This window comes from Rhodovulum sulfidophilum DSM 1374 (assembly GCF_001633165.1).
In the GTDB taxonomy this organism is placed as follows: domain Bacteria; phylum Pseudomonadota; class Alphaproteobacteria; order Rhodobacterales; family Rhodobacteraceae; genus Rhodovulum; species Rhodovulum sulfidophilum.
Map to the genome: position 1 here is coordinate 3,951,195 of NZ_CP015418.1, position 26,988 is coordinate 3,978,182.

Here is a 26,988-nt window from a genome sequence, read left to right on the forward strand (position 1 = left end):
CGCAGCGCTTCTTCCCGTTTCTGACGAGGGGTGCGGAGCCGTCCAGGAGCCATGTCCGGAATGTACCGACGGCTGGCTCGTGGAACGCAAAGGACGATACGGGACCTTCCTGGGCTGCGTCCGTTTCCCAGATTGCACCGGAAAGTCGAAGAAGGAACGCCAAGTAGGCAAGCGAACAAGTGGCGAACTAGACGCCGGAAAGCGGCAGCGCCCTTTGGGCAAGCCCGGCCGGAGATAACGCTCAAACGCGGCGCAACGGGCGGACTGCGGACGTTCGGGACCGTTCCAAAGCAACGGCAGAGCGTCCGCAAAGCGGACCTTCACCGAAGCGCAACCCCCAGTGCGGCGGACTCTGGCAGTTTGGCCAAGGGTGGTCTTGCCGCACGCCTTTGCTAACAGCTGATTAAGCTATCGCAGCAGGATTGCTAGTCTTTAGAGAGATAATGGCAATCTGTCTGAACGTCGAGCAAATCGGAGAAAGCGTCAATTTCCAACTTCTCAGCAAGACCAATTTTGAATGTTGCGGATTGAGAAAAAAATATGTCAATGTGATTCAGTGGGTGCAGCTTCCCATTCTCTCGAACAGGGTCATGATCAAAGCGCAGATACCCATCGTCCGAATTGACCAATTCACTAAGTGCAACCCAAAGAGTATCCGGATCATCGGATACGCCCATGATGTCGTCTGCAAATCCGAGAATTTCGAAATTCTGAAAAGATTCTGTGCTAGAAAGGGTCGCAATGATCTCAGAGGTTAATTTGCTGCTGAGGTCGATTCCAGAACGCAGGGTGCAAGAGTAAAATCCATCAGAAGTCTTCACATGAAATGGCAAGGCCGTGGAAAATACCTTCCCATCACTTTCCAGAAATATTCGGTGCATTTTACCTGTACAAACGATCATTCTTCCATGAACTTGACCCGGATCTGGCTCAACGAAGGATAAGATAGTCTTTGCCGCCTGCATCCAAAATAATACGATATTGGCCCTCTCACGGAAAGCTGATAAAAGGCTTGCGACCTGATATCCATCCAGATTAAAAGAGAGGGTGTTCATAGCCCCTCCTTTTTGAGCATCTTTCTATAATTGAATTCTGCAATCTCGGATATCTCGTGCCGATCAAATTCCTCACCTGAGGTCGCTCTAATTACTCTGCGAAGCTCCTGCCTGAAGATTGGGAGAATGCCAATCTCGTCAAATATATCCTCGCAGAAGTCGTAGAAGGATGTGCGAACATTGTCTTGAGTAATAGTTGTCATGATCTCGGCGCGCTCTTCTACAGAAGGTGGTTGCACCTCGATGAATCCGGAGGCGTTAATTGTATTCAAGCCCTGCCTTATCCGAGCCATCATCGTCTCATCCTGTTTCTGGGAAACGATCAAATATGATCTCAAGAAAGAACGCGTTAGCGTCATGTAAAGTGAGTTCCGGTAGGCCAACCCCCTCGATAGATTGCTGGTTACGCAAATAACAAAGGGGAACTCGAGGCCCTTCACGTTATTTCTATTGCTGATAAATAGCCTGCCGTGGAGTTTTCTTTTGCTTTCTACGGCCTTATTTACAATCCAACCGGTCTCGCGCGGTATAATCTGCGCAAGGGTATCCTGAAGAGCGTAAATCTGATTTCCATCATCCACCAGAATAATGCCGATGTCATCCGGAGTGATGGTCGGATTCTCTTCCGAGATAGATCTTATGGCCTCAAGCACAAGTTCCGCCACCTTTTTGTTGTCGAAGGCTTCTCCTTCAATAATTGAAACCGATGGAACATCTGCAGCCGATATGTCTTCGAACCGCCGAAGGGGCTCGCGCTTCAGTCGGTAGAAGCTCTTGTCGAAAGTGGCCTCGACGATATAGCCGCAAGTCTGCCACTCATCATCGTCAAGCCACCGAAGCTTTTTTTCCTCAAATAACCCCATCCCAAGAGAGTGAGCAAACATCAGCGCCCTAGGGTCCGTTCTGTAACATTTACTCAGAAGGAAATCGGGTGAGATGCTTGGTTTAATTTTTGCATCGAAAATGCTCTGAAATATATCCCCAGCGATAATCACGTACTCCTTCGCGACGAGCTCGCAAAGATCAAGAAACGATTGAGGGAAGTCCTGACTCTCGTCGATCAGAATATATTCGAATGCATATTCCAACCCCTCTTTTTTTGCCTTGATTGCCTCAATTGCCGCCTTGCACGCCGCATCAAACGAAGATTGTCCGAAGGTGTAGAACGGAACGTCAAAGTAGTGGCAAATGTACCTGTATGTGCCGGAGTTTGGATTGCCACGAGACCCCCAAGCGTGCATGCACCAAAGACGGCGGTCCCACTCAATCTGCTGCTCAACCTTCATAAAGTTAAAGAACTCTGGGATCCTTTTTCTCAGGTTGTCTGCTAGAATTCGATTGTGGCATGTCAGCAAGATTCTGGAGCTTGGATTTCTAATGTATATATCTTTGAGCTTGTGAAGTAAAAGCTCCGTTTTCCCGGTTCCAGAAAGCCCTTGAATGTGCACAGACTTTTTGTTTATGGGTTTGTAAATAAAACGCGTCTGGTCCGCATCGAAGAGTTGGATTTTCTGTTTAACTTTATCAAGAAGGTTGTCTGGAACTTCTGCCGTAGCTCTCTCGATGTCGTTAATGCTGCCGGTCACCAAAGATATGACCAGCTCGGACAGCCTCCGCTTTCCGGGGTCTTCAATGCGGCTATCTTGAATGTATCGCTCGATGTCATATTCGGCGCCATCGGGGACGGTAAAGATGAGATCTTTGCGCCACTTTCGGGGTCGGCCAATCGCATCCTTGTACTCATACTTGTCCGAAATGGAACCCACATCCTCAAGGAAATCTTCGATAAATTCGCTGAATCCGTCCTCATCTTCGGAGAAGTTGATGAGGCAGATTTTTCGACCTGGTGACATAACCACCGCACAATCTTCATTATCGTAGTCATACCGATCATCACCGAGAGGCTGATTAACAATGTAAATCTGTGCGCTCTTTTTTGAGGACCAGTTTTCAAGCTCGTCGTAGAGGGCTTGATTTCGTTCGTCTTTTTCGGCCTGGAGGAAGAAAAAGCTGCTCGTCATAGTTCCCTCGCGACGTTGTGGATGGCGCGTTTTGAGCTAGCTAGCCCGCTCGACGCCATAGCTGACGCTGAGAATTTCATTGCGCCATTGCAAACCCGAAATTTAACATAAGCCTTTGATCTGAGGTAGTAAACGGTGTATCGCGCCATCACCGGCATGCAGCCGCTGTCCAATCCTTTGGAGAGGCCCGTCGATCCAATGGAGCGCGTTGCTGCGGTGCGTGGATCGCGCAGAGAAGGTTCGAGATCCGCCTTCGTGTTGCGGCGCATCTTCCCCTGCCACGAATGGCATGACAGCCGCGTTTAGGGCTGCCTGCGTTGCGGTTTTGGAACTCATCTACGCGCAAGCAGATGTCCGCTTATGCGATTCGTCAACTGGCAACGGTAGGGTGCGCCGAACGACCGCTATCGGCAGCGAGCCTCCTAGAAGGGGACTTGTCTGAGAAGTGGTAGCCTGGCCGCGTCATCAAGGAGTGCATCCAGTTCGGCCAGTTTTTTTATACCGATAGATCGCTGGCCATTCTTCTGCATGGATCCCGCAGCTTCCCAAGCAATGGCACCGGGGCCATTGAATACCACGGATATCTTTGAGCCTTTGGGGCGGCAGAGTACCAGTAGGTGCTCAGGCCGGTGGCGAATTGCGACGCTTTTGCCCTGCGTCAACTTGATCTCGACGGGCCTTCCGCTGGAGCTCACCGCGTCGTGCCCCTTTGTCGAAGCCGGGTTCAAATTTAGTCCGAACATGTAGGATGCCACGACTTCACCGACGCTCCCGACAAGGTGGCCGTCCAGAGTGAACTTTCGTCCCGGGAACAAGTCTTCCAAGTTTTCAGTCGCTTCGTAGAGTTGGTCTAGGAGGACGCGAACCCGTTCCCAGTCTATCTCGTTTGGCATCCTCATTGCCTTCAAATCTCGGATCTGGTTCTGCGTGCAGGAGGTTTATGGACTTTGCAAGTGCAGAGGCGGTTGCACGAACGACAGCTTCGATCTTCTGTGGTAATTAGTCGCGCCGAGCACGAAGGTCCGCTATCGGCAGCGAGTGGCTTGGCCGCTTTGACAGATGAGTCGCTGCTGGTTGTGCCTTGGACGAACAGCGGCGGAGCGCCCTAGGCGATCCCGACGGGCTAGACTTAGGGCAGCGCGCGTACGCGAGCGGCGATCTACAGGCAATGTGGGCAGCCAGGATCGGGGGGCGGACAGTCAGCCAAGAGAGGGGTAGCAGCTACTCGCAAGCAATGCCGTCTCGGTCCCTATCTAACCGATAGACATCCGGCCCTACCACTCGGAAAGGGCCTCGCACATAGGCGGGGCCATTCCCGGAACCACCCGCGCAGTCCACATCGCTGGCAATGGGGACGCAAGCGCCACTATAGCTGGGATGGCATCGACGTTCTGTCCTCGGGATCGAGGGCGCTGGGGAGGCTACTATCGGCTTCCGCCTGGAGAGATATCTGGAAGACATCCAGCCAGTTCGACCGTTGAAGGAGATTTCGCGCCAGCCCGATTGCTCTGAAAGCCCGATGACCCGAGTTCCCGCAGTCAGCGATCCGAAGCGAGGATTCTCAATGCTGGGTCCAGTTCGCACGTTCACCATGTCTCCTGTAACATAGAGCATTGTACGAGCTGACCCCTCACTATCAAAACGAGGGCTATTCGCTTCACTTGCTACGTATAGGAGCAGGCCGACGGAGGCGAGGGCGACGATCACTTTCCAAGATGCCATCGTTCATCTCTGAAATTCTGCGCCCCTTAGATCAATAGGCCTTCTTGCCTCAGTCTGGCAATTTCCCTGAGCGAGTTTTTCAGATGATTTTGAGATAAACCCAATGGCTGTTGAGCGCCTTGCCGTCTGGCTTTAGCTGGGTTGTGCGGGATATTCAATTCTCACGTGGTAGAAATGTTAGTTTTTACACGGGGCGACTAATCGTCACGAAGGAGGCGCTGTCTGTCATGGGGATGCCTGCGCCAGGCTTCCTCGATGACATACATTTCCGGCGCCTCGTGCTCGTGTTCACCGCCGATCGGTGCGGGTAACTTGGCGGCGCGAATGGCCGTTGTAACTTGCTCTGTGACGAATTGGGCGTCGGTGAGAATCTCCTGAAAGCCGTCCTTCAAAGCCGGATAGTTCGCAACGAAGGCTCCAACCGCCACCACCCCGGCATATATCTCACCTCGAATTGAGCCTTCTTCGAGGTGCCCTAGTTGAAAATATGCTCCAACGCCTCGCCGCCCCTCTCGCCAACTGCTTTGAGCGATGTGGCGAGAGATCGAATACAGAAAGCGTTCGGCATCAAGCTCGCGGAGTTCAAGAGGTGTGTCGAACGAAAGCTGCAACCTGAACTGTGAGACTTCGTTTCCATACCCGCTGGTCTGATAGTTGAAGTCCGAAATCTGTTCATCGAGAATCCATTTCTTGCCCTCGTCATTCACGAACTTTCCACGTTTAAGCGTGTTCCCAAATGGATTTGGGGAGTTCGGTAGATCGGCTAGGCGAAGAAGTTCCTCGAATGGTGGGGGCTCAACTTCGACGGCTTCGAGTGCTTTTAGGTCAATTTCATAGTGCTTATTCGAAGCCATTCGCGGCGCCTTGTCTCATTTTTCAAAAGGTTAGCCGCTTATTTGACCTCACGCAATCCGCGCCTGCGATGGTGCGCGCGAGCATTGCTCCTGACCTGCCCCCCGGAAGTTCCCTCGCTGTGATGTAGAGTCTGCCCAACCTGAGAAGGAGCAGACGATATGAGAAAAAGCCGTTTCACCGAGGCGCAGATTATTGGGATGCTCAAGGAGCAGGAGGCTGGTTTGCCGAGCTCCGAGCTTTGCCGGAAGCACGGGCTGAGCCCCGCGACGTTCTACAAGCTCAAAGCCAAGTATGGCGGGATGGATCTGTCGGACGCCAAGCGGCTGAAGCAGCTCGAGGACGAGAACGCGAAGCTGAAACGCCTACTGGCGGATGCGATGCTGGACAACGTGGTTCTGAAGGATCTGTTGGGAAAACCCTGACGACACCGATGGCGCGGCGGGACGCGGTGTTGCGGGCGATGAAGGACCATCCGATCTCTCAACGCCGGGCCTGCGTCCTGATCGGTGTCGATCCGAAGACGGTGCGGCGTGAACGGCCGCCCGACAACCCGGAAATCCGTGAGGAAATGCACAAGATCGCCGAGGAGCGCCGTCGCTTCGGCTATCGGCGCGTGGGTATCCTGCTGGAGCGCAAGGGCATGATCATGAACGAGAAGAAGCTCTACCGCATCTACCGGGAAGAGGGCCTGTCGGTGCGCCGCCGCCGTGGCCGCAAACGGGCGCGCGGCAGCCGAACCCCGATGCCAGTGCCCCTGCAGCCAAATCAGCGTTGGTCGCTGGACTTCCTATCGGACACATTCGGGGCCTGCCGGAAGTACCGCATCTTGGCCGTGAACGACGATTGCTGCCGCGAGAACCTGGCGCTGATCGCTGACACCAGCATCTCGGGAGCCAGGGTGGCGCGGGAGCTTGATGCGCTGGTCAGGGTCTACGGAAAACCGGCCTGCATCGTCAGTGACAATGGCACCGAGTTCACCAGCAAGGCCATCCTGAAATGGGCCAACGAGAACGGTGTTGAATGGCACTACATCGATCCGGGCAAGCCCCAGCAGAATGGCTACATCGAAAGCTTCAACGGCAGCCTGCGCGACGAATGCCTGAACGAGGAGATCTTCGACAGACTGGCCGATGCCCGGCGCAAACTGGCAATCTGGCGATACGATTATAACCACGTCAGGCCGCATTCCTCGCTGGGCAACAAGACCCCCGCAGAAGCTCGCCGGGCGCTTGAGCAATCTGAGGGCTCCGCGCCCGGCGCGCTTGCCACACCTGAAACCTACCACTATCAACCCCAAGGGCTCTCGTTATGAACGAGGGACGACCGGGGGGCAGGTCACTCCCGTTGGGCTTTTATTGCGAGAATACGAACCCACCACAGCCTGCAGTTTCTGGTGCATCGTCCCCGCCCTCAGACCATTTTTGCTCAGGCATCCAATTTTCTCGAGTCTTTCCGTGTATTGAGAACCTAATAACTTTCAACGATGCGCCACGTGATATTTCATGTGAGAAATAACTTGGGTAGTACCCAGGGACTTCAATCAGATACGTCCAGACCCCCCCTAATCCAATTGAGCAAGCAACCGGTGTAAGACTCGCCCCCATATTGTTCAACTCGATTTTCATCTGCTGCATAATTTCGCCTTCCACGACCGGGGTCAGTAGCGTTTGCGGAGAAAAATTTGCTTCAAAAATCATAGATCGCGTACCGCTAAGATCAATGTGCCATACTATATTGCCAGAACCGTCCAGGTCTTGTATTTGCCTGCCGCCAAGCAATAAAAGATCGCCCCACTCCCTCATGCCTTTCTTAAAGTTATCTGATCGGATGGCGGATTGAAGGTCCACCCATTGATTTCCAGAACGATTAACTCGACTGACCTTGCTAGCCAGTAAATTCCTAACAAAAAGCTCAAATGGAATTGGCTTGTCATTTTTTCGATCTGGGCACGTAAAGATTACGGCGCCGCTTCCATTTTGGATATTTGGACTGCAATTGCCATGTGAAATTTGTTGTTGCGCCATAGAGCATTCAGGAGCTGCTATGGAAAATATGTTAATGCACAATAACAGTGCCACTTTGATTGGTGATGTTCGGACTATCGTCTCCGACGGTCTCCTGGCGAATGAATGTATCAAGTGGTGTGTTGTCTTTATTCGCGACCGAACTTGCACTTCCATAAATAATTGCGCCCCCTTCAAGCAAAGCAGCAGCGACGACCGCGGCGGCAGCTATTATATATTGAATCCGAAATAAATATGGCTTGTGATTATTGGATTTCTGCATTCCCTCGCCTCCGCGAGCTTGAAAGGATTCGGGCACTTCCAAGTCAATTATATCATGCTATCTCTGTTCGAGGTTCAGTTTCTGAAAGAAGCGTAGCAAGTGACCTTATTAGCTATCCGACGGCTGTTTTGGGTGATTTATGGCATGGGCTGCAACAGCCTTAGCAGGCCGCTCGTGTCCGAGCCGCCAACGGCGCTAGGCGGTTCAGAGTGGCCTCGCTTGTCCGCAAATGGGCTGGCACCAAGCGCCACCTGCGCGTAGCGGAACCGACTACTATGGGGCTGCCTGCGGCCGTCAGCCATGCCCGGGACGAACGGCGGATGACGGCAGGGAGCGCCCGAGCGGGTGGCCCGAGGAGGTCAAGCGCCACGCCGCACCGCCGCAGGTCCGCTCCGAGCCCATTGCGATCCCTCAAAGCCGAGATATCTTTCCCTCATGATTGACCGGACTGGGAATAATTCATGGCTGAGAGGGCTCGTAGAACGGGCCATCCACGCCTGCAGGCTCATCCTGCGTTATCATTGGGAATCCTACGGAAAACTCAGGAATGTGACGACTTGGCTGGTAAGCCTTGCGGTGACTGTAACGTTCCTTCTTATCGCATTTCTGATTTTCCACTGAACGACCGCTTCGTCCCGCTCTCTGGACCTTGGCGGCCTGAGTGCATGCTGCAGCCGGGATGAACGGCCGCTTCCGTGATCGGCGGGCGGCGCGCCCTTGGGGCATCGAACGGCGGCTATCGGCAGGGAGCGCCCGAGCGGGCGGTCCGAGGCACTCCGGCGCCATGCTGCGCCGCCGCAGGTCCGCTCCGAGCTCGTATCTATCATTGGCGATGATGCGCGTCGGGCCTAACTTCGAATCAAAATGCGTAAGGGAACAGTATGGGCGTGCCGGTATCGAAAGCCGAACTTCTGGATGCGATTTCAACGACATTCGGCAACCTGATATACGACCTAGAGCGCGTGCCACCGGAGCTTGCACGCACGGCCTCCATGGAGGGCCATGCCGCTGGAACGATGATGAGCCCCGCCGATCTGGTGGCCTATCTGCTTGGCTGGAATGAACTCGTTTTGAAATGGTTGGATCGGGATGATCGTGGCGAGGCCTTGGAGCTTCCCGAAACCGGTTTCAAGTGGAATCAACTCGGCTCACTGGCCCAGAAATTCTATGCGGATTACCAGCATCTCGACTGGCATGAGCTCCTGACCGGCCTTGCGGCAACCAATCTCAGGCTGGTCGAAACGATTTCATCCCGGACGAACGACGAGCTTTATGGCCACCCTTGGCATGGCAAGTGGACGAAGGGGCGGATGGTCCAGTTCAATACCTCGTCGCCCTACGCGAATGCGCGCGTGCGCATCAGGAAATGGTTGAAGGTTGTAAGCTAGGCGAACGACCACTTCGTCCCGCTCTCCGGACCTTGGCCAACTGAACCATGCCGCATGATGTCATGGATGACCGGCTTGAGGAAGCTGCATCGCAGCAACAGGCGACTCGGCGAATGGCAGGATCGTGGGCCGTCCCACCTGCCTGGCCTCGATGATGCTGTGGGAGGCTCCGCCCTGGCTCACCCTGCATCCTTGGCGGCGTGGCTATCCCACGGCTATCCAAGCTCCTGCTGGTCGAGGATATCGCCGAGTGCCGTCTGGTCCCGCTGTTCACCGATGGCCTGCTGCAGCTTCACTGGCAACCCCGGCGATGTACCGGATACGGACTTCCGGGTTGCGGCGGCCTGCATTCTTTCTCGGCTGGATCGGCCCCAAAACCAAGGTCGCAACCAGGCGGGCGCGACGCGCCAAATGAAAGTCGTTTGCGAAAAAGAAACCTGTCGACGCCTTAAGTCCAGCGAATCCAGGGGCTTGGGGCTTCCTGATGTCTTGAGAAAACCCTTTATTACCAACTACTTGCAATCCAGGCCGCCGAAGGGCACTTTGCCCTCGGCTGAGCGAGGCGAGCATTCCAACTCCTCCCGATCAGTCGCGTCGCGGCCTGCCTTCCCTGTGGGTCAAAGCTCGCTCGAATTCATCGGAGGCTATGTTGGCCGCCCCCAGCATTATCGAAATTCCGGACAATGGCGGAATGGTCGCAGTAATATCCGCCTGATTTCAAGCTTAAGAAATTCGCGCGTACGGTCTTCAAGGACGGTCTGACCGCCGAAGCCGTTGCCAGGTCCCTGCTTAAAAAACGGGATGCCTTCGAACACGAGGCCGAAGTCCGGCTGATCTATTTCGAAGGACAAAACAAAAAGCACGACGGCGGCGTCTACAAATACGCACTCGACCCGCATGCCGCGTTTGACCAGTTTATGATCGACCCGCGTATGTCTTACAAGAAATTCAGCAAGTTCAAGGACGAGATCGTCGCGCGAACCAGCATCGACGAAGCACGCATCAAGCGCTCACTGCTCTACAAACCACCCGAAGGCTTCGTCGTCGAAATACCGTGACGGAGAGAACGAACTTGGGTGGCGGATAGGGGCAGGTCAATAGCCCATCCCTCGTGGGGCTGGTCCAGCACCATAGTAGTGTCCAGTCTGAACGTTTATCAACGTGCTGTTTGACCGTTCGCTTCCGCTTGGATCCTAACTTCCAGCTCGTGGGCTTCTGATACACCCAAGCTGACAAGACGCCCCAGGATGGCATCGATGCGACTGCGTGATGGGTGAGAACGGCCATATAAAGACGGATCATCGACCGCCGCCCTATTCAACCATTCCGCGACTTTGCGACCGATACCAAGCTCATGCCACATCAAACGGTCGCCGTTCCCTACTTCGAGCCAAGTTTCGACCGCGTTCAACAGGAAATCGAGATGTCGTGTAGTCGGAGCAACGTTTAGGGTGTTCATCGTGCAGAGCGCGACGAAGGCGGTAGGACCGCCTGACATCATCGGGCGTAGCAATTCAAGAAGCGGATCAACTTTGTCGAATACAGCCGGAACGAGATAAGTCTTCGCTCCAGAAAATGGGTTGTGGAGGTTCATCAGCAACATGCCGATCATTGGACCGGTTTCTATGTCGATTCCGAGTTCTCCCCGTCGACGATCCCAAGACCATCGATTCAGCTCAATCGCACGCGCGACCATCTTCTGCCGCAAAGCCAACGCCCGAGCTGACGGCCGGTCCGGTTCATTGAAATAGTGAACATCAGCGGCATGTATGATCGCTTCAGCAACATCGCAGAATGACCGATCAGGTAGCTCAACTATCGGCTGAAGGAGCGATGAGAACTGATCCTCCGGAGAGTCCATCAAAGCGGTTGTTACCAAAGCGTAGAACTGATTGTTCCAATCGCTTGGTCTCTGACTGAGCTCAGCATCAGTGGAATAGCCGTGACCATTTATTCTTGCTGACCACGGCGCATAAGACTCAATAATCTCAAGGTACCAGCCCGGCCGAGCGCAACCTTCAAAGTTGAGCAGACTCAGCCACCGTGACAGCTCTTGGTCATTGGCGTGAACGACCGCTTCCCTGGGACTATGCCTCGGGAATGCGTCATCACGTTTGAGGTCAATTTGTTCACCGTTCGGTGAGACAATCGCAAGCGGCCGACGCGAAAATGACGGTGTCTCTTCCGGGAGTTCTGGCCAAGACGGCTCAGGTCCGCCATCGAGCCAAGTGATCTCGGCTGCAACCGCATCAGCGTCTTTCCCCGCTTTCTCCTTATCGTAAGCCTCTCGAGTAGAGGCATCCTCGTCATGGGGGTTCCAACGCCAACGGCAGCAGGTGAAAGCTATACGGACAGCAGCTTTTATCAGTCGCGGATCGGCATCCCTGATGCTCTCATGTGCTGGCGCCATCGCAACTACCGCGGCCTGGTCTTGTCGAGCGATAGTTCTCAGTAGATGGTCGCGGTCCTCGACCCGCCGTCTCCGATGCCAAAGATGTATCAGAGCGCATATGCCCTGCGCCGGGCGATTGTAGTCCAGCCGTTCTTTCGAGCCGTAGCGGTCGACCTCTTCCGCCAAGGCGGTGGCAATCACGGTCCGAACCCAGTCCTCATTCTCGTCAAGGAGATTGTCCTCTCCGTCCCGTGCAACAAGCATGGCGGTCGAAATCAACCGCGTCGATCGTGACTTGAGATAATCTGTATCGCTATGGTCAGGCAGATCTCCGGCAGCGTATTCAACGGCCTCGCGCGCCAAATCCGGCGAACCTTTCGTTGGATCGCTGATAGCCAGCTGAATTCTCGCCTCAATCGTGCTGGAACGCTCATGCGCCTGTCGCCGGGCCTCGAGGCGTTCGAGATGTTCGGCCTCAGCCGGTGGCGACTTGTAAGCGAGGCGTCCTTCGACCTCCACCCAGTTCGCCCGGTCGAGCATATTGAGTGCATAGGATCCCATGAACGCGGGGTCGCCAAAATTCGCTTCGTCGCTATACGAGCCGGCTTTTTCGACTGCCTCAGCCAACAAGGAGCGCACCTTCTGCCCGGAGTCATCCTCGCCGATGTAATAGGGGATAAGTCGCTCGAGCGAGATGGAGCGCGGTTGGCGCTTTGCGAGATCGGCAAGCATGACGCGGCCTTTGGGCTCCTTTTGCAGCATCATCGCCCCTCCAAGACTCTCCAACGTCAAACGGGTGCGATCGTTGGCAAGCAGGTCCGGGTTAGCCACAAACGGGACAAGCGCGTCGCGCGTCGTCGGCCAATGCGATAGCAGCACGTCGAGCCCGATCAGCAGATAGGCGGCGCAGCTACCTTCCGGTCCAAGGATGTCCCGAAGAACCGCGTCAACATCCTCACCTCTGTCGAGGCGCTCTTGTGACCAAGCTTCGAGTGCCATTAGTCCAGAAGACGCAGAATATTCCTGCGCTTGGCTGGAGCGTGACCAGTAAAAGGTCTGCACCCATGGAAAGAAGCGCGGCTTCCCGTCGAAGACGATCGCAAAGCCGTCCGTTCCCGCCTTCACCCCATCCGCGCGGTGCGCGACCGCCGCGTCAACGAGCGTTTGGATTAGGCCGAGTCCGATCTCGGGGTCTGCATCGAGCAAGTCGAGAAAAGGAGGCTGTGCTGGCGACACCGGCATGTAGTCGGTATCCGCAAAGCCGAACGCGCCATTCAGGGAATCCCGTCGGGATCGGCCTCGACGTGGCTGTTCAATAAGACTGGACGTGATAAGCGCCGCAAGCTCGTTAGGCGCGACGCTGGCCAAGGCCTTGCTGAACGGCCGAATTGCCTTGACCTTGTAGTGATCGTTCTCTTTCGCGATCGCGGTCAAATAGGCCTTCGTGTCTTCCGGCGCGTGTGACGCCATAAGAAGCGCCATGGTTCGAAGATCCTCGATCATCGTCGTGCGCGACTGGCGTTCTAACCGTGGCGCATCCGTGGCACCCGGGATCGTGTTGTTGGTGTCACGCAAGTCGAGCTGCATAAGCCAGCCGAAGAGCATCTTCGCCGTTGCCCGTCCGAGTTCGCGGACGCTCATAGTCGTGAGGAACTGGACTTCAGCGAGCTTCACGATGGCAGCGATCGCCTAGATTGGGATATCGTTGGCATTCACAGCGCACCACATGAGAACCGTCGGCGCCGATAGCGTCGTGGCGATGCGCAAAGAGCCCGGTGACTCGACAGGAAGCTCAGCGCCCGTCGCGGCGATCTCCTTGAAGGCGGATGCGGCCGAGATCGTTTCGGTCGCGACGATGGCGGTACAGATCTCGACGAGCAAGGCGCCCCCATCGGCAAGCAATGCAGCGCGGCAGCGGCTCAGAAGCCGCGCCGACAGCTCGGATCGCACGATCGCCATGAGCGCTTGGCGACGCCATGCATCATGGGCGCCTGGTCGCGAGAGGGCCCCAAGAAGGACCGTCCAGTTCGAGCCGTCCGGTCCTTGTTCGAGCGCGAAGCGACCGGCAAATTCGATACCACGTGCTACCCGCGGCGATGGCGGTACGGAAAGGTCGACGTTGTCGAGCAACGTGATGTCTTCGTTGAGGCGCGCACCGATCGCCCAGTCGCGGAGCACGTCATGGTAGAAGCTGAGACGGTCGCGCTTCGGTTCGGACAGCGTTAGGCGCCGCAGTAGATGAGCTCGTGCCGGTGTGTCCGTCGACGCCTCGACCAGGTCCTGTCCTGCCAGTGCCGCTTCTGCTAACTCGGCCAAGAGCCGTTGCGACGGGCGGACATCATCTAGCTTTGCGCCGTCGGCACTCTTCCACCAACGGTCGGCGAGTGCCGCTTCAGTTCGAATGTCGGCCGAGCTCGGGACCTTGAGCAATTGGGCCAACCGATAGAGATTGCGCGCAATGCTCGCAGCCGGATGATCCCGTGACAGCAGTGTGCGGAGTTCCGGGGCGGCAGTGCTCAGAGCTTCGACCTCGTCGTCGTTCAGCTCGTCTACGACCACTTGGCAAGGCGTACCCAACTTCGCGAGCGCGTCTTGGGCGACCCAGTCAGTGTCTTCGACGCCGACATCGGGCCGCCTGGACACGACTACTGAGAAGCTTGGGACATCCGCAATCTCGCGCAGCAAGTCATTCACCGTGCGGCGGCGCTCGACGGACGTGAACATCTCGAGGCCGTCGATGAACAAGATCCCGCCGCCACTTGCCGCGAGGTCCCACAAGAAACTCTTAGCGGTCCCACGCATATCGAGACGTTGCGCAAGCGCTGACCATCCCCCGTCTGGCGTGCCTACGGGATCAAGGACGATGACATGGCCCTCGCGGCCTATCCGCTCCGCAAGATGTCTCAAGACTGACGATTTGCCCACGCCTGGTTTGCCGGTGATCTCGATGAAGCGATGCTTGTTGCGCGCTGACTCAAGATCAGCGAGCGCACCGAGGCGGGGAAGATTGACGCCGCCAACTTTGGTCCCGATCTCCGAAAGCGCATGGCGCGACATTTCCGCCAGTTTGGCACGGGAGAGTGCGAAATTCTGACCGCCCGCGAGGTGGAAGCCGCGCGAAGTCAATCTCTCGATGAGCGCTTGGCGCGTGATCGAGCCTCCCGCCTTACCCGTCTCAATGACGATTTCGATGAGATTGCTCCAAAGCGCCTCGGCACGTGCCGCATCGTCCGGCGCGAGGACCTGACGGGCCAGTGTCAGGGCATGGGCATTCGCCTCCGGTGCAGCAGACTCGAAATCGAACTCGAGGATCATGAACCTGCGGATTATGGCCCAGACGGCTTCGTCCTCGTCCGACACCCCGTGAGCCACCAGATTGCTGCGGAACGCTTTGGCGAAACTGCGCATCTCCTCGCTGGCAACACCTGTGAGGGCTAATCGAGCGAAAAATTGAATGCCGCTTTCCGCTCTACGCGCCCACTCGAGCAAGTCCTGATAGGGACCAGAGATAGAATAGCTGGTTCGCTGCGTCGCAACCGCTAGTAAATGGCGGTCCGTCGGCTTCTGAGCGGGATTGCTGCGCACGATCTGTTCGCAGACGCCGTTAAATATAGGGTCTTTGGGCGAAAAGCGGATTGTGCGTTTCGACTGGATCTCGAGAAGCGCGGTGCCTTTGTTCGAAACACCATGCACGATCAGGTCATCGAGGGCATAGCCTTCATTCTCGCCCTGAAGCTGCACCTGCTCGATCCTAGCATTGGGGAGGCCGCGCGCGTCGCTGCCAGCGAGCATCTGCAGGAGGTAATAGGCGCCAAGCTGGCCTTCAATATAAGTGCCAGCGCCCCCTCGCCCGACCGGACTGGAGCCTTTGTGTTCGGAACTTGTGCTCTCCTCTGGGGAAGGGCTCATAGCGTCGGTCGTCTTCTAATCAATCCTGCAGTTGATCTACGCAATAGCGTAAACATCGAACAATTTCGATTGTTTTCTAAGTTGAATCTTCTTGGTTTCTCAGAGGAAGTAACCACGGTCTTTTGAATTGCGCCCCGTCCGCGACGCAAGTTTTTGATGCGCCGGAGCTCAGGAATCCGCTTGTCATGCTAATCCTGCTGGCCTGAGCTTCGGGCCGAATGTCCGAATTGCCGGTAGATCGCATGGCCCGTCGCGCCCGCGGCGAACTTCTGGAATCCGCCCTTCGAGCCAGGGCAGATCATCATGCAGCGCCGGACGTGAGCGGTGACTATGACCCCTTGAAGCAGACCATTCGCTCCCAAGAGCGATGACGCTTCGTGCATTCGCCCAGCACCCCAGGAAGCCCTTGGGAGGCGTCACTCAGGTCTGATCTCGCGCTGATGGCGAGCAAGAAGCGTGACCAGTCTTCCGCCGGAAATCACCTTCTGGCGCTTGAGGTGGATGAGGCCCCGTTCGACCGGGTCGAGGTGAACGTCGTCTCCACAGACGCGAGCAATGGTGTCGGCGTAGACATCTGTTGCTGTGACGGGCACCTGACAATTTCTCCGACGCTGATATCGGCAGAGGATCGTCGCGACAGCTTGCGTCGACTAAATGGTCTTCATCGGAGTTCCCACCGCTTCTAACCGACCTCGTGTCCAGGTTCTCACCATCGCAAGCCAGCCCCAATGCGCCATGCTCAGGCTCATACAGGGAGGGAACAACGGCCCTCGCCGGACCCGCCGCTTCATGCCACGAACCGCACATCCCCTTCATACGCGAAAGGCGCCGGAGCATCTGCCCCAGCGCCTCTATCACCGTTTGTCAGAGAGAAGCCTTGGGATGCCAAACGGTACGTTTCGCCCTTGACAGCCCTTGTGCAGACTTATGCTTCCGTTTGCGCATTCATCTGCTTTCTCTGACTACTTCACCCTGAACATGATCATTGGCACTTCGAATAACCGCAACTCATGCATGTTTTGCAGCCTTCCACCATCCGGATCTCATAGGCACCGCAGCTCGGGCAGGACGGGCCGCGGGGGGCATCGCCAACTGCCATCTCTTCGTATTTCGGATCGATCTTCAGCCCCTTGCCCTCGGCCTCGATGAAGCCGATGGTCACCAGATGGCGCTCGATCACACCGCCGATGGCCGCAAGGATCGAGGGAATATACTTGCCCTGCATCCAGGCCCCGCCGCGCGGATCGAAGACCGCCTTCAGTTCCTCGACCACGAAGCTCACGTCGCCCCCCCTGCGGAACACCGCCGAGATCATCCGCGTCAGCGCCACCGTCCAGGCGAAATGCTCCATGTTCTTCGAATTGATGAAGACCTCGAAGGGGCGACGGCGACCGGCGATGACGATGTCGTTGATGGTGATGTAAATCGCATGCTCGCTGTCGGGCCATTTCAGCTTGTAGGTATTGCCCTCCAGCTCGTGCGGCCGGTCGAGCGGATCGGACAGATAGACGACATCGGCGCCGGTCTCGGCCTCGGGCGTCTTCTCCGAGTTCTCAGACACGCTCAGAACCGAGCCGGTCACGTCGTTCGGACGGTAGGTCGTGCAGCCCTTGCAGCCGGTTTCATAGGCCTGCATGTAGACGTCCTTGAAGGCGTCGAAGGCGATATCCTCGGGACAGTTGATGGTCTTTGAAATCGAGGAATCGACCCAGGTCTGGGCCGCCGCCTGCATCCGCACATGCTCGGAGGGCGGCAGGGTCTGGGCGTTCACGAAATACTCGGGCAGCTCGGCATCGCCGAACTTGTCGCGCCAGAGCTGCACCGCGTAGTCGACCACTTCCTCCTCGGTCCGGCTGCCGTCGCGCTGCAGCACCTTGCGCTTGTAGCTGTAGGCAAAGACCGGCTCGATCCCCGACGAGACATTGCCCGCATAAAGGCTGATCGTCCCCGTGGGCGCGATCGAGGTCAAAAGCGCATTGCGGATCCCATGTTCGGCGATGGCGGCGCGCACATCGGCATCCATCTGCGCCAGGGCCCCGCTTCCGAGATATTGCTCGGCATCGAAAAGCGGAAACGCCCCCTTCTCCTTCGCCAATTGCACCGAAGCCAGATAGGCGGCTCGGGCGATCCGGTGCAACCAGCGCGAGGTCTGACGCGCCGCCTCCTCGGACCCGTAGCGCTGGCCCACCATCAGCAGCGCATCGGCAAGCCCGGTGACGCCAAGACCGATCCGGCGCTTGGCCTTGGCCTCGTGACGCTGCGCGTCGAGCGCAAAGCGCGAGATGTCGACCACGTTGTCCATCATCCTGACCGCAGTCGCGACCAGCGCCTCGAGCGCCGCCTCATCCAGCGCAGCCCCCTTCTCGAAGGGATTGGCGACAAGGCGCGCGAGGTTGATCGAGCCCAGCAGGCAGGCGCCATAAGGCGGCAGGGGCTGCTCGCCGCAGGGGTTGGTGGCGGCGATGGTCTCGCAATAGGCGAGGTTGTTCATCTGGTTGATACGGTCGATGAAGATCACGCCCGGCTCGGCATAGTCATAGGTCGCCTGCATGATCCGGTTCCACAGATCGCGCGCCTCGAGGGTGTGATAGACCTTGCCGCCGAATTGCAGATCCCAGGTCCCGCCAGCCTTCACCGCCTCCATGAAGGCATCGCTCACCAGCACGGACAGGTTGAAATTCCGCAGCCGCGCCGGGTCCTGCTTGGCGGTGATGAACTGCTCGATATCGGGGTGATCGCAGCGCATCGTCGCCATCATCGCGCCGCGGCGCGAGCCCGCCGACATGATCGTGCGGCACATCGCGTCCCAGACATCCATGAAGGAGAGCGGCCCCGAGGCATCCGCCGCAACGCCCTTCACATCCGCGCCCTTGGGGCGGATCGTCGAGAAGTCGTAGCCGATGCCCCCGCCCTGCTGCATGGTCAGCGCGGCTTCCTTCAGCATGTCGAAGATGCCGGCCATGCTGTCGGGGATCGTGCCCATCACGAAGCAGTTGAACAGCGTCACCGCCCGCCCCGTTCCCGCACCCGCGGTGATCCTGCCCGCGGGCAGGAACTTGAAATCCTCAAGCGCGGCAAAGAATTCCGCCTCGCGGGCATCCCGTTCCGCCTCGGGCTCGGCCTCGGCCAGGGACCGGGCGATGCGGCGCCAGCTGTCCTCGACGGTCATGTCGACAGGCGTCCCGTCCGAGCCTTTCAGACGGTATTTCATGTCCCAGATCTGCTCGGCGATGGGGGCGGCGAAACGGCTCATTTGGGGATCCTCGGATGCGCGCGGAAGATTACTCGGCAAAGGAGGTCGGTGGGGTCGAGAACACCGACGCTGTTCCTTGAACTCCGCAACAGATAGCTTAGTTTGGGGTCTCATCAACAGAATCTGGTGGATGCACGATGGCGAGGGGCCATGTCAATCTTGTAAAGCTCTGCGTTGGCGCCGAGCGGGTCGAGGACCTGATCGACTGGCAGGCCGAGCGCCGTGCCACCCTGCCCGACGGGCTGCCCCGCCATGTCACCCGGATGTGGCCCAAGCGCGCGGCCGAGCTGCTTGACGGTGGCTCGCTCTACTGGGTGTTCAAGGGCATGATCCTGGCCCGGCAAAACGTGCTGCGGCTTGACGAGGTCACCGGCGAGGACGGCATCACGCGCTGCGCCATCGTGCTCGACCCCGAGGTGATCCGCACCGAGGCGGTGCCGCGGCGTCCCTTCCAGGGCTGGCGCTATCTCGAAGAGGGCAATGCCCCGCGCGATCTGCCTGCCGCCAGCGCCCAGGAGGACGACCTGCCGCCGCAATTGATGGCGGCTCTGGCCGAGATCGGGGTCAGGTAGACCTGACTTGCCTGCGGGTGCGGCAAGTTTGCACTGGCGAAATCCCGTCCCCGGACGAACAGTTGCGATGAGGGCAGCGGCTGCCTGCGAGGGGCGCTACAGCGATCACCAGGGGGCGGGCCGGTCGTTGCCCTGCGCCCGCGATCCCGTGTGAGCCGCACAAGCCTGCAAGGCCGCCGTCAGGCGGTCAGACCCAGGCGGTCAAGCAGGGCGCGCAGATTGGTGCGGTCGGTATCGCTATAGGCGGCGAGACGCGACTTGAACAGCGTCGCCTGACTGCGGTGGATCAGCCCGTCGGAGAGAATCTTCAGGTGGTTGGCCCGCAGCGTCTCGCCGGTCGAGGTGATGTCGGCAATGGCCTCGGCGGTCAGGTTCTTGACCGTGCCCTCGGTCGCGCCCTGGCTGTCGACCAGCTGGTAATCGGCCACCCCCGCATCGCGCAGGAACACCCGCACCAGCCGGTGATACTTGGTCGCGATCCGCAGCCGGTGACCATGGGCGGCCCGGAAGGCCGCGGCCGCGGCGTCGAGATCGTCCAGCGTGTCGACATCGGCCCAGCAGCGCGGCACCGCGATGATCAGATCGGCAAAGCCGAAGCCCATCGGCTCGAGCTCCAGCACCCGATGTTCCCAGTCGGCGATCCGCTCCTGCACCAGATCCGACCCGGTCACACCCAGATGGATCCGCCCCGAGGCCAGTTCGCGCGGGATCTCGCCCGCCGAGAGCAGCACCAGCTCGATCCCGTCGACGCCCTCGACCGCCCCCGAATATTCGCGGTCGGAGCCGGTGCGGGCGATCGAGATGCCGCGCTCGGCGAACCAGTCGAAGGTCTTTTCCATCAGCCGCCCCTTGGACGGCACCCCGAGCTTCAGCGTCATGCCAGCGCCTCCGTCAGAGACAGCACCAGTTCGGGCCGGACCACACCGCCGACCGCGGGCACCTCGCGGCCGCGCCCCAGAATGCGGGTCAGCGCGTCATAGCGCCCGCCCGTGGCCACCGGCGGCAACCCCGGCTGGCCCTCGGCATAGAAGCCGAAGACGAAACCGTCGTAATATTCCATCGTGGTCCGACCGTAGCTCGCCTCGAAATCCAAGAGATCGACATCGATCCCCTGCCCCTCCAGCGCGTCCAGCCGGGCCTGCATCCGGTCGACCGCCGGGCCGATGGTCCTGAGGTCCACCGCGATGTCGCGCAGATGCGCCAGCGCGTTGACCGAGGTCTCGCGGATCGACAACAGATCCTCCAGCAATTCGGTCTCGCCGGTCGAAACCGGCGGCTCGGCCGCGTCCTGCACCAGCGCATGCAGCCTGCAGGACACATCGGCGCGCGAGCGCAGCCCGATTTCCGGCGCGGCCGCCTTCAGCACCGCCTCGACCCCATGCGCCTTGATCTCGGCCAGCAGCCGCTTGCGGCTTTCAGGCAGCGGCATGCGTCCCGCGAACCGTTCCAGCAGCGCCCGGAACCGGCGCGGCCGCCAGACATGCCGACGCAGCGCCGCCTTGCGCTTGTCGGAGGCCGAGAGCCCGTCGACGGCGGCAAGGATCAGCCCGATATCGCCGGTCGCGGCCCGCAGGTCGAGCGGCGAGAGCGCCTCGGAGAACAGCGCGAACACCTCGGCATCGGCCTCGGCCGGGCTCTCGCCGCCGAAAAGCTCGTAGCCGACCTGGATATATTCGTTGGGCCGGGACGGGTCGCGCTCCTGCCGTCGGAACACCTCGCCGCAATAGGTGTAGCGGGCCGGGTCGGCGGCGCTGTCCATATGCATCTGCACCACCGGCACGGTGAAATCGGGGCGCAGCATCTGTTCACCCCGCAGCGCGTCCGAGGTCACATAGGCCCGCGCCCGGATGTCCTCGCCATAGAGGTCGAGCAGGGTCTCGGCCGGTTGCAGGATCGCGGTCTGAACCGGTTCGGCCCCCGCGCCCCGGAAGAACACATGCAGCCGTTCGGCCTGCGCGAGGATGCGGCCCTTGTCTTCCACCGTTCAGCCCTCGCCCTGGGCCAGCAGACGCCGGACCTCGGTCACCAGATCCGCGCGCGCCGCCTCGAACTGGGCGGGCTGGGACTTCCATTCCTCGAGGCTGGCGCTTTCGGCGATCTTCGCGCCCAGCACCAGATCCTTGATCTGGACGACACCGCGCGCCGCCTCGTCGCTGCCCTGGATGATGGCGACTGGCGACTGGCGTTTGTCGGCGTATTTGAGCTGGTTGCCGAAGTTCTTCGGATTGCCCAGATAGACCTCGGCGCGGATGCCGGCACTGCGCAGCTCGCCCACCATGGTCTGATACTCGGCCATCCGGTCGCGATCCATCACGGTCACGATCACCGGCCCGTCCATTCCGGCCCCGGCCCGGCCCTTGGCGCGCAGCGCCGCCAGCAGCCGGTCGACCCCGATCGAGACCCCGGTCGCGGGCACTTCCTGCCCGGTGAAGCGCTTGACCAGATCGTCATAGCGCCCGCCGCCCGCGACGGACCCGAACTGCCGCGGCCGCCCCTTCTCGTCGAGGATCTCGAAGGTCAGCTCGGCCTCGAAGACCGGGCCGGTATAATAGCCAAGCCCCCGCACGACGGAGGGGTCGAGGATGATACGGTCGGGGCCATAGCCTTGGGCGTCGAGCAGGGTGGCGATGGTTTCCAGCTCGTCGACGCCCTGGCCCCCCATGGCCGAGCCCGCAACCAGTTCGCGCAGCCGCGCGCAGGTTTCGGCGCCGGTCTCGCGGCGGGCGGCCATGAAGCCCATCACCACCTCGGCCTGAGCTTCGGACAGCTTCGCGCCATCGGTGAAATCGCCCGAATCGTCCTTGCGGCCCTCGCCCAGAAGCGCGCGCACGCCCGCCTCGCCCAGCCGGTCGAGCTTGTCGATGGCGCGCAGAACGATGCCGCGTTCGGCCTCGAATTTCGAGGGATCAACGGGGTCGAGCACGCCCGCGACCTCCATCACCCCGTTCAGGACCTTGCGGTTGTTCACCCGGACGACATAGTCGCCGCGCGGGATGCCGACCGTTTCCAGCGCATCCGAGAGCATGGCGCAGATCTCGGCATCGGCGGCGACGCTCGCAGCACCCACCGTATCGGCATCGCATTGATAGAACTGGCGGAACCGCCCCGGGCCCGGCTTTTCGTTGCGCCAGACCGGCCCCATGGCATAGCGCCGGTAAGGGTTCGGCAGATCGTTGCGGAATTGCGCCGCGACCCGGGCCAGCGGCGCGGTCAGGTCATAGCGGAGCGCGACCCAGTCGCTGTCCTCCTCCTGCCAGGCGAAGACGCCTTCATTCGGGCGGTCGACATCGGGCAGGAACTTGCCCAGCGCCTCGACCGTCTCGACGGCGGAGGTCTCAAGAGGATCGTAACCATAGCGGTGGTAGACCTCGGCGATACGGTCGAGCATCGCCTTTCGTTCGGTGACATCGACGCCGAAATAGTCGCGGAACCCCTTGGGCGTCTCGGCCCTGGGGCGGCGGGGTTTCTTGTCCTTGGCCATCGGTCTCTCGCCACTGCCTACGCGTCGCGCGGGGTCTAGCGGAAGGGGGGCCGGGGGGCAAGGTCGCGCAAGGTCCGGAGGACACATGGATCGGGAATTGACCATATTGGACAACCGGATTGCCCGGCTGAGCGGCGAGCTTGACGGGCTGAGCCGCGACATCGCGCGGCAGGGCAAGGAGATCGACCGGTTCCGGCGTCAGGTGGCCGCGACACTCGCGCGCGCCGCCGAACGCGACCGCACCGAAGCGGCGGAGGTCGCCTCCTGATCAGGGCCGCGGCGACGGGTGGCAGACGTCAGGATATGGGTATTTCTGCCAAGAAGAAGGCGAAAGCGGTGCTGCGTAGCTGGCGCGTCTGAGCCACGGCGGGGAAACAAGCGTAACGTCGCGCCGCAGCGATGAGCGCCGCGCCGAAAGCGGGGTGTCTCTTGCGACCGCGCCGCGACCCGCGCGAAGGAACAAGGCCGGGCGGGCTTGGGCAGAACGCTGGGGCATCAGAGCTGCGCTCTTGCGCGCCCGGCTCAGACCTCTTCGACCATGGCAACGCCGGGCAGGCTGCGCAGCGCGCCCTTGATCTGGGGATTGACCGGGTAGCGGTCGTTCAGTGTCATCCGGACCTCGCCGGGAAGGTCGGGGGCCACCAGGCTGAATTCGATCGGGCCGCGACCGCGCGCCCCGCTTTCGCCCCGCGCCCGGTCGAGCAGGGTTGCAACCGCCTCGACCGCGGCCTCGGTCTCGACCACCACCTTGAGCCCGATCGCCCCGGCATCGGCCACGACCGTATCGACCGGCTGCACCGAACGGCCCAGGAGTTTCAGCTGGTCGTTTTCCAGATTGGCCTCGACCTGGACCACCACATTCATGCCCGGCTCGAGCTGATCGCGCGCCACCTCGAGCACATCCGAGAACAGCGTGACCTCGAACAGCCCGGTCGGGTCCGACATCTGCACGAAGGCGAAGCGGTTGCCCTTGGCCGACTTGCGTTCCTGCCGCGCGGCGACCGCGCCCGCCATGCGAAGCACGGCCGGCCCCGCCTTGGTCTTTTCCTCGACCTCGGCCTTGGTCATCACCTTCTTGCGCCTGAGCGCGGGCATGTAATCGTCGAGCGGATGCCCCGACAGGTAGAAGCCGATGGCCTTCTGCTCTTCGGCCAGACGTTCGTTCGGAAGCCAGTCCGGGACCTGCGCCGGGCGCGGCTCGGGCAGGTCCTCGCCCGCCTCTCCGAACAGCGAAACCTGCGCCGAGGCACGCTGGTCGTGGATCGCGGCGGAATAGCCCACCAGCGCGTCGAGGCTTTCGAAGACCCGGCGGCGGTTGCCGTCGAGCGCGTCGAACGCCCCGGCGCGGGCCAGCATTTCCAGCGGGCGCTTGCCGACATGCTTCATGTCGACCCGGCGGGCGAAATCGAAGAGCGAGTCGAAGGGCCGGTCGCCGCGCGCCGCGACGATCAGCTTCATCGCCTCGATCCCCACATTCTTGAGCGCGCCCAGCGCATAGACGAGGCAGCCTTCCTGCACGTCGAATGTGGGGAAAGAGCGGTTCACGCATGGCGCGACGATCTCGAGATCGAGCCCGCGGCGCACCTCCTCGGCATAGACCGCAAGCTTGTCGGTCAGGTGGATATCGCAGTTCATGACGCCCGCCATGAACTCGACCGGGTGGTTGGCCTTCAGCCAGGCGGTCTGGTAGCTGACCACCGCATAGGCTGCGGCGTGGGACTTGTTGAAGCCGTAATTGGCGAATTTTTCCAGGAGGTCGAAGACCTCGGCCGCCTTCTTGGCATCGACGCCGTTCTTCTTGGCCCCCTCGACGAATTTCGGCCGCTCGGCATCCATTGCCTCCTTGATCTTCTTGCCCATGGCGCGGCGCAGAAGGTCGGCGCCGCCCAGGCTGTAGCCTGCCATCACCTGGGCGATCTGCATCACCTGTTCCTGATAGACGATGATGCCCTGGGTCTCGGCCAGGATATGGTCGATGGTGGGGTGGATCGATTCAAGCGGCTTGAGCCCCTGCTTCACCTCGCAATAGGTGGGAATGTTCTCCATCGGGCCGGGACGGTACAGCGCCACCAGCGCCACGATATCCTCGATGCAGGTCGGCTTCATGCGCCTGAGCGCATCCATCATGCCCGAGCTTTCCACCTGGAACACCGCGACCGTATGGGCCGTCGAGTAAAGCTCGTAGGTCTTCGGGTCATCCAGCGGAATATGCCCGATATCGTTCTCGGCCCCGGCCGCCGGTTCGTAAAGGACCGTGCCATCGGCCGCCTGATGCAGCGGCCGGCCGCTTTTCAGGATCAGGTCGATGGCGTTCCGGACCACGGTCAGCGTCTTCAGCCCGAGGAAGTCGAACTTCACCAGACCGGCCTGCTCCACCCATTTCATGTTGAACTGGGTCGCGGGCATGTCCGAGCGCGGGTCCTGATAGAGCGGCACCAGATCGTCGAGCGGCCGGTCGCCGATCACCACCCCCGCCGCGTGGGTCGAGGCGTTGCGTAAAAGGCCCTCGACCTGCTGGCCATAGGTCAGCAGCCGGTCCACGACTTCTTCGTTCTTCGCCGCCTCGCGCAGCCGCGGCTCGTCGGTCAGGGCCTGCGAGATCGAGACCGGCTTGACACCCTCGACCGGGATCAGCTTCGACAGCTTGTCGACCTGGCCATAGGGCATCTGCAGCACCCGGCCCACGTCGCGGACCGCGGCCTTGGACAGAAGCGCACCGAAGGTGATGATCTGGGCCACCTTCTCGCGGCCGTATTTCTTCTGCACGTAATGGATGACCTCCTCGCGGCGATCCATGCAGAAGTCGATGTCGAAGTCGGGCATCGAGACCCGTTCGGGGTTCAGGAAGCGTTCGAACAGCAGCGAATAGCGCAGGGGGTCGAGGTCGGTGATGGTCAGCGCATAGGCCACCAGAGAGCCCGCGCCCGAGCCCCGCCCCGGCCCCACCGGAATGCCGTGCTCCTTGCCCCATTTGATGAAGTCGGCCACGATCAGGAAATAGCCCGGGAAGCCCATCCCCTCGATGATCCCGAGCTCGAATTTCAGCCGTTTCTCGTAATCCTCGACCGGCGCGGCATGGGGAATGACCGCCAGCCGGGCCTCGAGCCCCTCCCAGGCCTGGCGGCGCAGTTCCTCGACCTCGTCATCGGCGAAACGCGGCAGGATCGGCTTGCGCTTTTCCGATTTCACCGCGCAGCGGCGGGCGATCTCGACGGTGTTCTCCAGCGCCTCGGGCAGATCGGCGAACAGCGCCGCCATCTCTTCGGGGGTCTTGAAATAATGCTGCGGCGTCAGGCGGCGGCGCGGCTCGGCCTGGTCCACATAGGCCCCGTCGGCGATGCACAGAAGCGCGTCATGGGCCTCGTACATGTCGGATTTGGGGAAATAGACGTCATTGGTCGCGACCAGCGGCAGGTCCATGGCATAGGCCATCTCGACATGAGCGCGCTCGGTCTCGCGCTCGGCCTCGGTCGGCTGGCCGCCCTCGCCCGGATGGCGCTGCAACTCGACATAAAGCCGGGTCGGAAAGGCCGCCGCCAGCCGGGTCACCAGCGCCTCGGCCTTCGCGCGCTGGCCGTCGCGGATCAGTCGTCCGACAGGGCCGTCCGGCCCCCCGGTCAGGCAGATCAGCCCATCGGCATGCGCGATCAGTTCGTCCGGGGAGACTTGCGGCAACTCGCCCGTCTCGCCCAGATAGAGGCAGGAATTAAGCTTCATCAGATTGCCGTAACCGGCCTCGTTCTGCGCCAGCAGGACCACAGGCGCAGGCGCGCGCGGGCGCTCGCCGGGGGCCGCCGGATCGTAGGTCAGATCGACCTGACAGCCCAGGATCGGCTGGATCCCCGCCCCCGTGGCATAGCTGGAAAATTCCAGCGCGCAGAACATGTTGTTGGTGTCGGTGACGGCAACCGCAGGCATTCCCGCAGCCGCACAGAGACCCGGCAGTTTCTTGACCCGAACCGCGCCTTCAAGCAGCGAGTATTCGGTATGCAGACGAAGATGGATGAATCGGGGCGCGGACATGGCCGGACCCTAGCGCTCTGCCGCGCCGGGC

The 26,988-nt window shown here is 60.0% G+C and carries 19 protein-coding genes and 1 pseudogene; 6 read left to right on the forward strand and 14 right to left on the reverse strand.

Translation table 11 applies throughout. The annotated features are described in order from the left end of the window. Positions 1–31: 31 nt before the first annotated feature. Positions 32–238, forward strand: a pseudogene (locus tag A6W98_RS20610) (topoisomerase DNA-binding C4 zinc finger domain-containing protein); the annotation flags it as partial. 187 nt (positions 239–425) lie between these two features. On the opposite strand, the gene A6W98_RS21310 reads toward A6W98_RS20610, so the two are convergent. The 5 genes from A6W98_RS21310 to A6W98_RS18330 form a co-directional block, all read right to left on the reverse strand. Continuing rightward, positions 426–1,055, reverse strand: coding sequence for an STM2766 family helicase-associated protein (locus tag A6W98_RS21310; protein ID WP_155734850.1), 630 nt, complete (start codon positions 1,053–1,055; stop codon positions 426–428). Continuing rightward, on the reverse strand, positions 1,052–3,076 hold the full coding sequence (locus tag A6W98_RS18320; RefSeq protein WP_042464082.1) for an STM2767 family DEAD/DEAH box helicase: 2,025 nt from the start codon (positions 3,074–3,076) through the stop codon (positions 1,052–1,054). The genes A6W98_RS21310 and A6W98_RS18320 overlap by 4 nt, the downstream gene beginning before the upstream one ends. Positions 3,077–3,498: 422 nt before the next feature. Beyond that, entirely contained in the window at positions 3,499–3,969 is a 471-nt protein-coding gene (locus A6W98_RS18325; protein ID WP_052678115.1) for a DUF6998 domain-containing protein, read from the reverse strand. Positions 3,970–4,297: 328 nt separating this feature from the next. Then, entirely contained in the window at positions 4,298–4,798 is a 501-nt protein-coding gene (locus A6W98_RS22435) for an SH3 domain-containing protein (protein WP_207759080.1), read from the reverse strand. A 197-nt stretch (positions 4,799–4,995) separates the two neighbouring features. Then, complete coding sequence (locus A6W98_RS18330) at positions 4,996–5,652, reverse strand: hypothetical protein (protein WP_155734851.1); 657 nt, start codon at positions 5,650–5,652, stop codon at positions 4,996–4,998. Between the two features lie 159 nt (positions 5,653–5,811). Here A6W98_RS18330 and A6W98_RS18340 point away from each other — a divergent pair. Beyond that, positions 5,812–6,965, forward strand: a protein-coding gene (locus A6W98_RS18340) for an IS3 family transposase (RefSeq protein ID WP_155734773.1) whose coding sequence is annotated in 2 segments (ribosomal slippage) — positions 5,812–6,070 and positions 6,070–6,965 — 1,155 coding nt in all. Because the reading frame shifts where the segments join, the coding sequence is not laid out codon by codon here. A gap of 40 nt (positions 6,966–7,005) precedes the next feature. On the opposite strand, the gene A6W98_RS21320 is transcribed toward A6W98_RS18340, so the two are convergent. Continuing rightward, positions 7,006–7,677: a hypothetical protein gene (locus A6W98_RS21320; RefSeq protein WP_155734852.1), complete on the reverse strand. Its 672-nt coding sequence runs from the start codon at positions 7,675–7,677 to the stop codon at positions 7,006–7,008. A 31-nt stretch (positions 7,678–7,708) separates the two neighbouring features. Beyond that, the gene (locus A6W98_RS21325) at positions 7,709–7,939 is read right to left on the reverse strand and encodes a hypothetical protein (RefSeq protein ID WP_155734853.1); all 231 of its coding nucleotides are present in this window, start codon (positions 7,937–7,939) and stop codon (positions 7,709–7,711) included. Between the two features lie 881 nt (positions 7,940–8,820). On the opposite strand from A6W98_RS21325, the gene A6W98_RS18345 reads away from it, so the two are divergent. Both A6W98_RS18345 and A6W98_RS21330 read left to right on the forward strand, forming a co-directional pair. Further along, positions 8,821–9,327, forward strand: a complete 507-nt coding sequence (locus A6W98_RS18345) for a ClbS/DfsB family four-helix bundle protein (protein WP_042464091.1) — start codon at positions 8,821–8,823, stop codon at positions 9,325–9,327. Between the two features lie 917 nt (positions 9,328–10,244). Continuing rightward, positions 10,245–10,385: a hypothetical protein gene (locus tag A6W98_RS21330; protein WP_155734854.1), complete on the forward strand. Its 141-nt coding sequence runs from the start codon at positions 10,245–10,247 to the stop codon at positions 10,383–10,385. Between the two features lie 98 nt (positions 10,386–10,483). Here A6W98_RS21330 and A6W98_RS18350 read toward each other — a convergent pair whose 3' ends face one another. From A6W98_RS18350 to A6W98_RS18360, 3 genes are all read right to left on the reverse strand, one after another. Next, positions 10,484–13,393, reverse strand: a complete 2,910-nt coding sequence (locus A6W98_RS18350) for a hypothetical protein (protein WP_042464094.1) — start codon at positions 13,391–13,393, stop codon at positions 10,484–10,486. 15 nt (positions 13,394–13,408) lie between these two features. Beyond that, the gene (locus A6W98_RS18355; protein ID WP_155734855.1) at positions 13,409–15,460 is read right to left on the reverse strand and encodes an NACHT domain-containing protein; all 2,052 of its coding nucleotides are present in this window, start codon (positions 15,458–15,460) and stop codon (positions 13,409–13,411) included. A gap of 1,150 nt (positions 15,461–16,610) precedes the next feature. After that, a complete protein-coding gene (locus tag A6W98_RS18360) occupies positions 16,611–18,881 on the reverse strand; it encodes an adenosylcobalamin-dependent ribonucleoside-diphosphate reductase (RefSeq protein WP_042464097.1) in 2,271 nt (756 codons plus the stop codon). Between the two features lie 137 nt (positions 18,882–19,018). Between A6W98_RS18360 and A6W98_RS18365 the strand changes: the two genes are divergently transcribed. Next, positions 19,019–19,453, forward strand: coding sequence for a DUF1489 family protein (locus tag A6W98_RS18365; RefSeq protein WP_042464100.1), 435 nt, complete (start codon positions 19,019–19,021; stop codon positions 19,451–19,453). A gap of 179 nt (positions 19,454–19,632) precedes the next feature. Here A6W98_RS18365 and hisG read toward each other — a convergent pair whose 3' ends face one another. Genes hisG through hisS form a run of 3 tightly spaced genes read right to left on the reverse strand, consistent with a single transcriptional unit; the run spans position 19,633 to position 22,934 of the window. Then, entirely contained in the window at positions 19,633–20,331 is a 699-nt protein-coding gene (gene hisG / locus A6W98_RS18370) for an ATP phosphoribosyltransferase (RefSeq protein WP_042464102.1), read from the reverse strand. Continuing rightward, the gene (locus tag A6W98_RS18375) at positions 20,328–21,434 is read right to left on the reverse strand and encodes an ATP phosphoribosyltransferase regulatory subunit (protein ID WP_042464104.1); all 1,107 of its coding nucleotides are present in this window, start codon (positions 21,432–21,434) and stop codon (positions 20,328–20,330) included. Before A6W98_RS18375 ends, hisG begins: the two co-directional genes overlap by 4 nt. A 3-nt stretch (positions 21,435–21,437) precedes the next feature. Continuing rightward, positions 21,438–22,934 (reverse strand): histidine--tRNA ligase, encoded by a 1,497-nt coding sequence (gene hisS / locus A6W98_RS18380; RefSeq protein WP_042464107.1) that lies wholly within the window; start codon positions 22,932–22,934, stop codon positions 21,438–21,440. 97 nt (positions 22,935–23,031) lie between these two features. Here hisS and A6W98_RS18385 point away from each other — a divergent pair, with 97 nt between their 5' ends. Continuing rightward, a complete protein-coding gene (locus A6W98_RS18385; protein ID WP_155734856.1) occupies positions 23,032–23,202 on the forward strand; it encodes a hypothetical protein in 171 nt (56 codons plus the stop codon). A gap of 254 nt (positions 23,203–23,456) precedes the next feature. Here A6W98_RS18385 and dnaE read toward each other — a convergent pair whose 3' ends face one another. After that, a complete protein-coding gene (gene dnaE / locus A6W98_RS18390; RefSeq protein ID WP_042464110.1) occupies positions 23,457–26,957 on the reverse strand; it encodes a DNA polymerase III subunit alpha in 3,501 nt (1,166 codons plus the stop codon). Between the last annotated feature and the right edge of the window lie 31 nt (positions 26,958–26,988).